Origin of the sequence: Candidatus Kinetoplastibacterium desouzaii TCC079E (assembly GCF_000340795.1) — a bacterium.
GTDB lineage: Bacteria > Pseudomonadota > Gammaproteobacteria > Burkholderiales > Burkholderiaceae_B > Kinetoplastidibacterium > Kinetoplastidibacterium desouzai.
In genome coordinates, this window is sequence record NC_020294.1 from 420,678 (window position 1) to 433,857 (window position 13,180).

General features: G+C 29.2%; 10 protein-coding genes and 1 tRNA gene. All 11 read right to left on the bottom strand.

What is annotated here, in order from left to right; genetic code table 11:
* Positions 1 to 4 precede the first annotated feature (4 nt).
* Positions 5 to 1,870 (bottom strand): 1-deoxy-D-xylulose-5-phosphate synthase, encoded by a 1,866-nt coding sequence (gene dxs / locus CDSE_RS02005; protein WP_015396341.1) that lies wholly within the window; start codon positions 1,868 to 1,870, stop codon positions 5 to 7.
* Positions 1,871 to 1,931: 61 nt separating this feature from the next.
* On the bottom strand, positions 1,932 to 2,147 hold the full coding sequence (gene xseB, locus CDSE_RS02010; protein WP_015396342.1) for an exodeoxyribonuclease VII small subunit: 216 nt from the start codon (positions 2,145 to 2,147) through the stop codon (positions 1,932 to 1,934).
* A gap of 301 nt (positions 2,148 to 2,448) precedes the next feature.
* Positions 2,449 to 2,527, bottom strand: a tRNA-Ile gene (locus CDSE_RS02015).
* Between the two features lie 45 nt (positions 2,528 to 2,572).
* The gene (rpoD, locus tag CDSE_RS02020; RefSeq protein ID WP_015396343.1) at positions 2,573 to 4,819 is read right to left on the bottom strand and encodes an RNA polymerase sigma factor RpoD; all 2,247 of its coding nucleotides are present in this window, start codon (positions 4,817 to 4,819) and stop codon (positions 2,573 to 2,575) included.
* 140 nt (positions 4,820 to 4,959) lie between these two features.
* Positions 4,960 to 6,786, bottom strand: a complete 1,827-nt coding sequence (gene dnaG, locus CDSE_RS02025; protein ID WP_015396344.1) for a DNA primase — start codon at positions 6,784 to 6,786, stop codon at positions 4,960 to 4,962.
* A gap of 12 nt (positions 6,787 to 6,798) precedes the next feature.
* Entirely contained in the window at positions 6,799 to 7,011 is a 213-nt protein-coding gene (gene rpsU, locus CDSE_RS02030) for a 30S ribosomal protein S21 (protein WP_015396345.1), read from the bottom strand.
* A 277-nt stretch (positions 7,012 to 7,288) separates the two neighbouring features.
* Positions 7,289 to 8,584 (bottom strand): adenylosuccinate synthase, encoded by a 1,296-nt coding sequence (locus CDSE_RS02035; protein WP_015396346.1) that lies wholly within the window; start codon positions 8,582 to 8,584, stop codon positions 7,289 to 7,291.
* Positions 8,585 to 8,662: 78 nt separating this feature from the next.
* Positions 8,663 to 9,826, bottom strand: coding sequence for an ATP phosphoribosyltransferase regulatory subunit (locus tag CDSE_RS02040; protein WP_015396347.1), 1,164 nt, complete (start codon positions 9,824 to 9,826; stop codon positions 8,663 to 8,665).
* A 44-nt stretch (positions 9,827 to 9,870) separates the two neighbouring features.
* A complete protein-coding gene (hflC, locus tag CDSE_RS02045; protein ID WP_015396348.1) occupies positions 9,871 to 10,743 on the bottom strand; it encodes a protease modulator HflC in 873 nt (290 codons plus the stop codon).
* Between the two features lie 17 nt (positions 10,744 to 10,760).
* Positions 10,761 to 12,035, bottom strand: coding sequence for an FtsH protease activity modulator HflK (gene hflK / locus CDSE_RS02050; RefSeq protein ID WP_015396349.1), 1,275 nt, complete (start codon positions 12,033 to 12,035; stop codon positions 10,761 to 10,763).
* Complete coding sequence (hflX, locus tag CDSE_RS02055; protein WP_015396350.1) at positions 12,013 to 13,122, bottom strand: GTPase HflX; 1,110 nt, start codon at positions 13,120 to 13,122, stop codon at positions 12,013 to 12,015. Before hflX ends, hflK begins: the two co-directional genes overlap by 23 nt.
* Positions 13,123 to 13,180: the final 58 nt, after the last annotated feature.

The following is a 13,180-nucleotide window of genomic DNA, read 5'->3' on the forward strand; positions in this document are numbered from 1 at the left end:
AGAATCAAACATATAAATTTTTAAAGGTAGATATTATTGACGATTCTATTCCTTCAGGATCTAATCCTATTTCATGGTTTAATTGTTTCAAATCTCCTTGATCAATAAATCTATCTGGTATACCTAATTGAAGAACAGGAATTTGGAAATTATTTTTATTTAAAACTTCTAGAACAGCAGAACCAGCACCTCCTAATATAGCATTATCCTCTAAAGTAACAATAGCATTATGATTTTTAGCTAAACTTATAATTAAATTTTCATCTAATGGTTTTACGAATCTCATATCAGCCACAGTAAAATCTTTTTTATTAGCAACAATCATGGCATTATTAACTAAAGTACCAAATCCAAGAATAACTATATTCTTACCTAACCTACGAACTATACCATAACCTATTTTTACAGTGTCAAGTTTTATAGAAACATTAACACCAATCACTTCTCCTCTAGGATATCTCACTGCAGAAGGACCTTTATATTTATAACATGTAGTTAATAATAAACGTTGCTCATTTTCGTCAGATGGAGTGGCAATAATTAGATTTGGAATACATCTCAAAAAAGAAATATCATAATTGCCAGAATGTGTAGCTCCATCAGCACCTACTAAACCAGAACGATCTATAGCAAAAGTTACATCTAAATTTTGAATAGCAACATCATGTATTAATTGGTCATAAGCTCTTTGTAAAAAAGTAGAGTAAATTGCAACTACTGGTTTTAAATCATCACAAGCCATTCCAGCTGCAAATGTAACAGCGTGTTGTTCAGAAATACCAACATCAAAATATCTATCAGGGAAAAACTCTCCAAAATCTACTAATCCACTACCTTCTCTCATAGCTGGTGTAACTCCAATTAGATTAGAGTCCTCATTAGCCATATCACATATCCAACAACCAAAAATTTGAGAAAATGTTTTTTTTAATTCTTTTTTGTTAGCACTAATAATTCCAGTTTGCAAATTAAATTTGCCAAGACCATGATAGAGAATTGGATCTTTTTCTGCCAAATCATAACCCTTGCCTTTTTTTGTAACAATATGTAAAAAATTTAAACCATAATTTGATTTTAGATTCTGGAAATAACTTACTAATAAATTTATATCATGTCCATCAATTGGACCAGAATAATTAAATCCAAATTCTTCAAAGAATGTTTTTGAAACAACAGAATTTTTAATACTAAATTCATTGTCATTATTTATTTTTATATCTTGGTTAGTATGCAAAAATTCTTTTTTAACTTTATTATCCACTGCAGCATAAAAACGACCTTGCATTAAATAAGTAAAATAACGATTAAGAGCTCCAACTGGAGGTGATATAGACATATGATTATCATTTAAAATGACTAAAAGATTAATATCATCCATAACACCTGCATTATTTAAAGCCTCAAAAGCCATTCCGGACGATATTGCACCATCACCAATAACAGCTATATGTTTTCTATCTAAATTCCCTTTTTTTCTAGCAGCGCAAGCCATTCCTAATGCAGCTGATATAGAAGTAGAAGAATGAGCAGTACCAAAAGAATCATACAATGACTCTGATCTTTTAGGAAAACCTGAAATTCCATGTCTTTGTCTAATTGTAAACATTCTATCTTTACGTCCAGTTAATATTTTATGTGGATATGATTGATGACCAACATCCCATATAAGAACATCATCAGGAGTATTAAAGACATAATGTAATGCTATTGTTAGTTCAATAACCCCCAAACTAGAAGATAAATGCCCACCAGTATTAGAAACTAGATTTAGAACCTCCATACGTAACTCATTTGCTACTTTCTTAAGAAGATCAGAAGGCAATTCTCTTAAATCTGATGGTAAATTGATATTATCTAATAATTTAGGCATAACAAATATTATTTCTCGTCTAGAAAAGAAATAGATAAATATATTAATATTTCATAACAAATTATAATTCTTCTATTTTATCGCTATCTACTGGTTTTAATAATTCTTCTTCTAAAATTTTTATAGTTTGCTCTGCTTTAGAAATATGATTCTGACAAAATTTCACTAATTCTACTCCTCTACTATAAAGTAAAAGTGATTTTTCTAAACTAGTATTATCTTCTTCCATACTTACAACTAAAGATTCTAATTCAGATAAAGCGTTCTCAAAATTCATCTTGTTTCCTATAAAACTATAAATTCATCAATAAGTTATTATTAAATAACATATACAATCAATTATATACACTATTTTGTATCTGTTTAAATAAAAAACTAATGATTAAGAATCAAAAATTAAAATGCATTTTTAACACAAGATCAAAAATAAAAAGATTAAACTATAAGATTTATTATATCTCTAAGTATAGAGATATAATATACATTCTTATTTGGCTAGCATAGTTAAATATTTTATAAAAACTCAATCAATATATTTAAACTACGAGAAGAATAAATTTAAGAAACACCAAAAATCATGGTGGGCCCCCCGAGAGTCGAACTCGGCACCAACGGATTATGAGTCCGCTGCTCTAACCAGGCATGAGCTAGAGGCCCAATTCTTTATTGTAAAAGAATTTATTTTTTTTTGCAACAAAAAAATTAATTATCTAAAAAACTTTTTAATTTATCAGCTCTACTAGGATGTCTTAATTTTCTCAAAGCCTTAGCTTCAATTTGCCTAATACGTTCTCTAGTAACATCAAATTGTCGCCCAACCTCTTCTAATGTTTGATCTGTATTCATTTCTATACCAAATCTCATTCTTAAAACTTTAGCTTCTCTTGGTGTTAAAGAATCAAGAACTTCTTTGACTATATCTCTCATTGATCCGTGTAAAGCAGAATCTGAAGGAGCCAATGTAGTTGTATCTTCTATAAAATCTCCCAAATGAGAATCATCATCATCACCTATTTGGGTTTCCATAGATATGGGCTCTTTAGCAATTTTTAATATTTTTCTAATTTTATCTTCAGGAATATCCATTTGTTTAGATAAAACTGAAGGGTCTGGTTCCATACCTGTTTCTTGTAGAATTTGACGACTAATACGATTCATCTTGTTTATAGTTTCAATCATATGAACAGGTATACGAATTGTTCTTGCTTGATCAGCAATAGACCTAGTAATTGCCTGCCTAATCCACCACGTAGCATATGTAGAAAATTTATATCCCCTACGATATTCAAATTTATCTACAGCTTTCATTAAACCTATATTCCCCTCTTGAATTAAATCAAGAAATTGCAAACCTCTATTTGTATATTTTTTTGCGATAGATATTACTAAACGTAAATTAGCTTCTGTCATTTCTTTTTTTGCTTTACGCGCTTTACTTTCTCCACTTGTCATTTGTTTGTTGATTTCTTTGAAATCTTTAATTGGCAATATAATTTTTTCCTGAATTTCTAATAATTTTTTTTGAACACTTTGTATCATTAAAGAAAAAGGTTCTAATAATTTAAAATATTTACTATTTATTACAGGATCTTCGATTAACCAATTCAAATTGCTTTCTTTACCAACAAAAAAAGAAATAAAGTCCTCTCTAGGCATACCTGCTTTTTCAACACAAATATCTAAAATATTCCTTTCTATAATTCTAATTTCTTTCATATGAGATCTAATAGAATCAGCTAATTTTTCTACCATCTTAGCATTGAATCTAACACCCATAAGTTCTTTTTGTATAGAATCTTTTGCCTCTAAATAATCTTTTGAACAATACCCGTGGTTATAATATGCAAATTTCATTTGCTCTAATAATTTACTAACCTCTGAAAACTTCTGTAAACTTTTAGTTTTTAAATTCTCTAGCTGTTTACTAGACATAACTCCTGTTGTATCTTCATCAAATTCCTCTTCTTCAATAAAACCTATACCAGCATATTCTTCACCATCATCAGGATCTATTAAACCATCTACAACTTCATCTATTTGTATTTGACCAGAACTAACACGATCTATATCTAATAAAATCTCATTTAAAGTAGTAGGACAAGCAGAAATAGAAGCAATCATTAAACTCAAACCTTCTTCTATTCTTTTTGCTATCTCTATTTCCCCTTCTCTTGTTAACAATTCTACAGTACCCATTTCTCTCATATACATACGAACAGGGTCTGTTGTTCTACCAAAATCAGAATCCACAGTAGTCAAAGCAACTTCAGTTTCATCCTCAACATCATCATCATTTGAAATTATAGGAGCAGTTTCACTCATTAATAAGGTATCTACATCTGGTGCTTGTTCATACACAGATATACCCATATCATTAAAAGTACTAACTATGGTATCTACAACTTCATCATCAAATAAATCATCTGGTAAAGTATCATTTATTTCACTAAAAGTTAAGTAACCTTTTTCTTTCCCTAATTTAATAAGATTCTTAAGATTATTACGTCGAGACTCATATTCTTCTTGTGATATAGGCCCCTTGGAAATTAAATCTTTAGCATCATTTTTACTTTTTCTACCACGCTTATTAATGGTTTTACTATAAGCTGCTACATCATTGCTATCAATATCTGATGAATCATCATCAAAAACCTCATCATTAGAACTATCTTCGATATCATTGTCTTGTATTATATTAAGGCTTTTTTTTGACAAAAGATTTGACTTTATATTGATAAATACATTTTCATCTAGTTGAGAAAATATGTTTTCAGAACTATCAGATAATGCTTTAATTTTTATATGATCTTTTTTATAATTTTTAGATTTAGATGATTCTTTATTTTGTGTTAATAACTTAGCATCTTTTTCTTGTAAATCATTAATTTTCTTTTTTTTTAAACTGGTTTTTGAAACTTCTTTGTTTTCACCAGTAATCTTAGTTACCATATCTCTTCCGTGGAATTAAAATTTATTAATAAATAATTAAAAAAGTCACAAACCTCAGTAAAAAGCTTGACAGTAAAACTGTTAATTATAAAAAGAAAAGAATTCGAATAATTTTACCAAAAAATATTGATTAACATGGATTAATTTTTAGTTAAAATGATTTTTTTAATAGAAATTATTTTCTTAGACAAATCTTTATATTTATTTATTTCTTGTTCTGAAGTTAAACCATTCTCCACAAGTAAATCAATATCTTTTTTTAAAGAATTATACTCAATTAATAACAAAGAGTCTTCCCATTCTTTTATTGGGTCAGGTAAAGAATTTTTAACATAATTATCATTAAATGAATGAATTATATTATATAATTCGGAATCTTTAGACACTATTTGTTTTAAAGAATTTAAATTTCTAGCATTACTACTTTGAACAAGTAAAATTAAATCTCTAACCAGTTTTAAATCTGGATGTTTATCTATAATTTCTAATTGCTGGTTACCTACCATGCTATCAATTGATTCTAAATTAGACATTAATAAATTTAGCAAATGAGTTGCCAGAGAAGGAAGAAATTGGAGTATATTGCTTCTTTTCTTATTATATTTAAGATAATTCGTCTTATAATAACCATCTGAATTTTTTAAACCATAATTATTATTTGAATTATCTATATTTGAAGTATTATTATCAGATAATCTAATTAAATCTTTATCAGTCATATTTAACAAACCAGCTATTTCTTTTTCCATTTGAATGCGCAATAGATTATTGGATATCAATTTTAATAAAGAATTTGCTTCATTCCAATAAGAAATTCTTCCTTCAACCTCTGAAATTAGATGTTTTTTAGACAGCTCATTAATAAAAAATTTAGATAAAGGAATAGAATTATTTATTTTTTCTTTAAAAGCATCCACACCTTTACTGGATATATAAGAATCAGGGTCATATGCATCATCTAAAATAAGAAATCTTATTTCAGAAGTATCTTTCAACTCATTCAAGCAGGTTGTTAAAGCTCTCCAAGCAGCCACATAACCTGCTTTATCTCCATCAAAACTAAAAATTATTTTATTTGTTATAGATAATAGACTCTTAATATGATCAGAAGTTACAGATGTACCAAGAGTAGCTACTACATTAGTTATACCACTTTTAAAAAGGCTAATAACATCCATGTATCCTTCAACTACTATTACATATCCATATTTTCTTATACTATTTTTAGCTTCCCATAAACCATACAACTCTCTTCTTTTTGAAAATAAAATTGTTTCTGGAGAATTTAAATATTTTGGGGATTTATTATCATCAATAGTTCTAGCACCAAAACCAACTATTTTTCCATAAAAATTTCTTATAGGAAACATAATTCGTTCTCTGAATCTATCATATCTACGACCATTTTCAGCGTCTACAACAAGACCTATCTCTACTAGTAGATTATCATCATTGTAATTACTAAAACATTTTGATAAAAAATTATTATCTTTTCCTGACCAACCGATACCAAAAATATTTATATAATTGCTATTAAGACCTCTTTTCTTTAAGTAGCTGACAGCTTGCAAATTTTTAAATAGATAACCATTATAAAATTTTTGAGCCTGACTCATAATCTTAAAACAAAGGTCTTCTTTCTTTTGTTTATGAAGAAACACAGTATCTTTGTTTTCACTCACAGGAATAGTCATTCCTGCATATAATGCAAGTTTATCTACGGCTTCCTTAAAACTAAGACCTAGATGATTCATCACAAAAGTAATAGCATCCCCATGAGAGCCACAACCGAAACAGTGATAAATTTTTTTCGATGAACTAACAGTGAAAGAAGGGCTATTCTCAGAATGAAATGGGCATAGTCCTACTAAATTAGCTCCAGATTTTTTTAAAGAAACATAATGCCCAATTACAACAGATATATCTAATTTAAGCAATAATTCTTGTATAAAATATTTTGGAATCAAGAAAAATATCTATCAATACATACGTGGAGGTAACTGTTGACTACGTATACGTTTATAGTGACGCTTTACTGCAGCAGCTAATTTACGTTTTCTTTCTGCAGTAGGTTTTTCATAAAACTCTCTAGCACGTAATTCTGTAAGCAATCCAGTTTTTTCAACTGTTCGTTTAAAACGACGCATTGCAGATTCAAATGGTTCATTTTCTTTAAGTTTAACAATAGGCATAATTAATTTTCAATAAAAAATGTTTTTATAAAAAAACCCAGACTAATTATAAAAATAATATAAATATATTAAATATTTACATAAGATTTGTAAAATATAAAACAATAAGATTTAAGATGTGTATTGTATCTTAAATTAATGATAAAAATCAATAATAAAAATATCTATAAAGGCATCAAAACTTATTGAACACAAGAATAGATAAGAAATTCAGAGAAAGAATAAAAAATAAATAATATTCTTTCTCGAAAAACATGTTAAAGAACAAGTTTTTTACTCACATTCCAACTGGATTGCGTAAAACAATAGTTTCATTACGATCTGGACCTGTTGATACTAAATCAATTGGAACACCACAAATCTCTGCTATTCTAACCAAATAATGCCTAGCTTCAACTGGCAGCTGATCAAATTCTTTTATTCCAAATGTAGATGAATTCCAGCCAGACATTTCTTCAAAAACAGGTTCTAATTTTGAAACAATATCAGAACCATAAGGAAGAACATCAAAAAATTCATTACCCAATCTATATCCGACACATATTTTTAAATTTTCTAATCCATCTAGAACATCAAGTTTAGTTATACAAAGACCAGAAATACCATTTATTCTTACAGATCTCTTAAGAGCTGCTCCATCAAACCAACCACAACGCCTTGGTCTACCTGTAACTGAACCAAATTCTTTTCCTACAGTAGCTATATGCAAACCTAAATCGTCTTTCAATTCAGTTGGAAATGGTCCTGATCCAACACGAGTAGTATAAGCTTTAGTAATTCCTAAAACATAATTAATTGATTGTATACCAACACCAGAACCAGAAGAAGCTGATCCTGCTATACAATTACTACTGGTAACATAAGGATATGTTCCATGGTCAACATCCAATAAAGCTCCTTGAGCTCCTTCAAATAATAACTTACCACCAGATTGTTGTAGTAGATATAAACTATTAGAAACATCCTTAACCATAGGACGTAATACTTCTGACATTTTTAAGTATGTATCCAATATTTCATGAAAATCTAAAACATCTGAATGAAAAAAATTTTTTAAGATAAAATTATGATATTCTAAAGACTCAGATAATTTTTCAGAAAAAATATTCTTATTAAAAATATCCTGAAGTCTTATAGCCCTACGAGCAACTTTATCTTCATAAGCAGGTCCTATACCTCTTCCAGTTGTCCCTATCTTTTCATTGCCCTTAAGTTTCTCTCTAGCTTGGTCTATAGCTACATGATATGGTAATATCAAAGGACAAATTTCAGAAATTTGTAAACGTGAGCGAACATCTATACCTACAGATTCCAATTCGGATATTTCTTTTAATAAGTTTTCAGGAGATAAAACTACTCCATTGCCAATAAAACATGTAACATGAGGGCGCATAATTCCTGATGGAATTAACCTAAGAACAGTTTTGATCCCATTTATCCATAGGGTATGACCAGCATTATGACCACCTTGAAATCTAACTACTCCGTCAATAGACTCAGTCAGCCAATCTACAATTTTTCCCTTGCCTTCATCACCCCATTGAGTGCCAATTATTACTATATTTTTACTCATATTATATATTCAAAAAAAATATAAAGAATATTAACTAATTTAACTGAGAGAATATTCTAAAGAAAAGTATAAACAAGTTTATAAATCATCCACTTGCCATACATCATTAAATAAAACAAGCTTACGATCAAACACAAACTCATCTTGACTTGGGTAACTTCCAGGTAATATTTGAATTACTATATTACCATCCTGGCGTAAACTCCTTATGATTTTCAATAATTTCTCATCACGACCCCAAGGAGCTAATATAGCACTTGGTTTCTTAACAGGTAACAGGCCAGCTGCCAATTTACGTAAATCTAAACTAAATCCCGTTGCTGGTCTTGCTCGACCAAAAGCAATTCCAACATTATCATAACGCCCTCCACTTACCAATGTATCACGCCAACCTTCAGCATATAAAGAAAAAGTAACTCCGGAATGATAACCATAACCCCAAACATCTGCCAAATCAATACTTAACTCAACTTCAGATGGTAAAGTATGAATTAAAGTTTCTAATTCATCTAAAGATCCTATAATACCGGGAATTGACGGTAAAGATCTTCTAGCTAATGATAGTACATCATATGTATCTCCATACAAAGAAGAAACTAATTGCAATGAATTTAATGTATCACTTCTTATGTTTTTTATTTTATCTGCTAATCCTGCTAATCCAGAAACATCTTTTTCTCTTATTAAAGAAATAATTAAATCAATATTTACAGAAGCTGCATAATCAGAATTAATAATACTACGAACTACTCCAGGATGACACAGATCAAGTTTAATTCCTTTTACACCAGCTGTTTTAAGTGTATCTAATGATAATTGTATTATTTCATAGTCAGCCTCAACTCCGGGATGACCATATATTTCAGCCCCAATTTGTAATTGTTCTCTACTAGATAAAGCGTCATTAGGATAAGCATTAAAAACATTGCCACAATAACATAATCTAGTTACACCATCTCTATTCAACAAGTGAGCATCTATCCTACTAATTTGAGGGGTCATATCTGCTCTAACACCTAATGTCCTACCCGACAATTGATCTATAAGTTTGCAAGTTCGAAGATTCAAATCACTACCTGTACTAGATAATAAAGAATCTATGTATTCTACTATTGGAGGACAAACAATTTCAAAACCATAAGTTTTATATAGATCTATTAACTTATGACGCAATTCTTCTATGCGCCTAGCCTCTAATGGAAGAACATCAGCAAGATTTTCTGGCAATAACCAATTACCCATATGACATATCCTCAAAATAAAAAATGATTATCTAAAACTTAAAGCTATTTAACATTAGAACATTTCATAAACTGAAAAAAATCCGAAGTTGGATCTACTATTAATGTATCATTTTTAGTAGCAAATGATTTTTTATAAGCCTCTAAACTTTTATAGAATTTATAAAAATTATGATTTTTTCCAAAAGATGATGCATAAATAGCACTTGCCTCAGCATCACCTTCACCCATAATAATTTGAGCACGAGTATTAGCTTTAGCAAGTATTTCCTCTCGAGATCTATCAGCTTCAGCTCTAATTTTCTCACTTTCTGCAGCACCTATAGATCTTAATTCATTTGCAACTCTAGTTCTTTCTGCTTCCATTCTTCTATATACAGATTTAGAAATTTCTGGGGCAAATTCTATTCTACGCAATCTTACATCTACTATTTCAACACCTAAAGGTTTAGCTCTGGAAGCAACATTATTGAGAATTTCAGTCATAATTTTACCTCTTTCTACTGAAACTACCTCTTTTACAGTTCTAATATTTACAGAAGCATTTAAAGCATCTCTAATTTGCGCTTGCAATCTTTCTTTAGCTGCTCTTTCATTACCTCCAAAAGTAATATAAAAAAGTTTAGGATTAGCAATTCTCCATTTTACAAAAGAATCAATCGATAAATTTTTCTTTTCAGAAGTCTGAATGCGTTCAGCATCTTTAGATTCTATAGTTAAAATTCTTTTATCAAGAAATTCTACATTTTGAAAAGGAGCTGGTAATTTAAAGTAAAGACCTGGTGTACTAATCTCTCTACTAATTTCACCAAGAGAAAAAACTAATGCATGGCTACGCTCATTTATTACAAATAATGTAGAACTTGCAAAAAAGCATATAATTAAAAAACCACACAATATTGAAAATACACGTTGCATATAAATATCTTTATAAATTAATACGATGAACGATCACGTCTTATTTTTTTTTCTACAGAATTACTACTAGAAGAATCATTGTTATTAACAATCACATCCTTCTCATCATCCTTTGATGATTCAGAATTATAAAAATTATTATAATCAAATGAATGATCTCCAGAAAGAATTGAGTTGTTATCTTTATTGTTTTTAGTCTCAAGAGGTAATAATAAAATATTATTATTTTTTACATCAATCATCAACTTATTAGATTTAGAAAATATACTTTCCATAGTTTCCAAATAAATTCTACTTCTTGTTATTTCTGGAGCATTTTCATACTCACGCAAAACACTAGAAAAACGAGCTGCATTACCTCTAGCCTCACCTATAGTTTTTGCTTTATATCCTTCTGCTTGTTCTATTGCTCTAGAAGCTTGACCACTGGCTAATGGTATAACTTGATTAGCATAAGCATAACCTTCATTAATTTTTCTTTCTCTATCTTGACCAGCTTTTACAGCATCATCAAAAGCTGCCTGAACTTGCTCTGGTGGTTGTACATTTTGTATAGCAACAGCTGTTATTTGAATTCCTGTATTATAATTATCTAGTATACTTTGCATCAATTTTTGAACTTCTAATGTTACTAAAGTCCTACCTTCATACAAAACAAAATCCATGGTTTTTTTTCCAACAATTTCACGCATAGCAGTCTCAGCTGATTGTCTTACAGAATCGTCAGGGTCACGAGTTTTAAACAAGTAATTAGTTGCTCCATTTTCACTCAATCGATATTGAACGACAAACTGCATATCAACTATATTTTCATCAGTTGTCAACATTAGAGATTCAGATAAAATCTTATTTTGAGAACTGCCTCTAAAACCAACTTCAAATGTACGTAAATTAGATAAATTAACTAATTCATGATGTTCTATAGGATAAGGAAGTCTCCATCTAAAGCCTGCCTGAGCTGTTCTATTATATTTTCCAAATCTAGTGATAACAGAAACCTGTCCTTCTTTAACTATAAAAAAACTACTTATTATCCATAAAAACAAACAAAATATAATAAAAGACCACAATAATAAACCAGTGTTTCTATTATTAAATTCAGGAAAACCACTTCTAGGATGTTTTTTTTCTTTTATTCCAAAAAAACTATATATTTTTTTAGTGAAATCATTCCAAATATCATCTAAATCTGGAGGATTGTTATTCATGTCTTTATTAGAATCAGAATGATCATTATTTTTACCACGTCCCCAATTAGAATGATCTAAACTAAATATTTTTAAAATTCTCAACGTTTTGCCTCACTGTATTACTAATTTTAGCTATTGCATTACGCAAATAATCTATCCCTGCATTCTTTGCAGCACTTAAAAACACACTACTAATTAAACCATCTGAATCATATTCTACCCTAGGTTGAAGATTAGACAAATCAATTTTGTTATAAACCATAATAGTAGGAATATTAGAAGCACCTATTTCCTTAATGACACTATTAACATTAGCAATTTGTTCATGATAGTTTTCATTAAAAACATCTACAACATGTAATAACAAATCAGCAGACGATGCTTCATAGAGAGTTGCATGAAACGAATCAATTAAACTATGGGGTAAATCACGTATAAAACCAACAGTATCAGAAAGAACAATATTTTTATTAATACTATTATTTATCCAAATATTACGAGACGTTGTATCTAATGTTGCAAATAATTGATCTGCAACATAAGTATTTTCTTTAGCCAAAATATTAAATAATGTAGATTTTCCAGAATTAGTATAACCAACTAAAGAAACAGAAAAAGCTCTGTTCTTTTCACGTAAACTTCTTTGCGAATCACGTCTAAGTCTTAATTTTTTAATACGGTCTTTTAAAATTTTAACCTTGTCATTTATAATACGTCGATCCATTTCCAATTGGGATTCCCCTGGACCTCGCATACCAATACCACCTCGTTGTCTTTCTAAATGAGTCCACATTCTAGTTAAGCGTGTTGATAGATATTCCAATTGAGCTAACTCAACTTGAAGTTTACCTTCATGACTTTTTGCTCTAAGCGCAAAAATATCTAATATCAAAGAAATTCTATCAACTACTCTTACTTTCCATATAGATTCTAGATTTCTTTGCTGAGATGGTGATAATGGTTGATCAAACAAAACTACTTCTATTGAATTATTTGTTAATAAAATAGTAGATATTTCTTCAACTTTACCTTTCCCAATAAAATATTTTTTATCTGGCTTGTCTCTCTTAACAACAATATATTCAGAAACAACAGCTCCAGCTGATTCAGCTAACATAAAAAATTCTTTCAAGTTTTCATTAAAAAAAATATTATTATTTAAGTTAACCCCAATTATCAAAGATTTCATAAAAAATTTAAACAGAAAAATATAAACTCATCTAAATTAGCAAGATAGGACTTGTAAT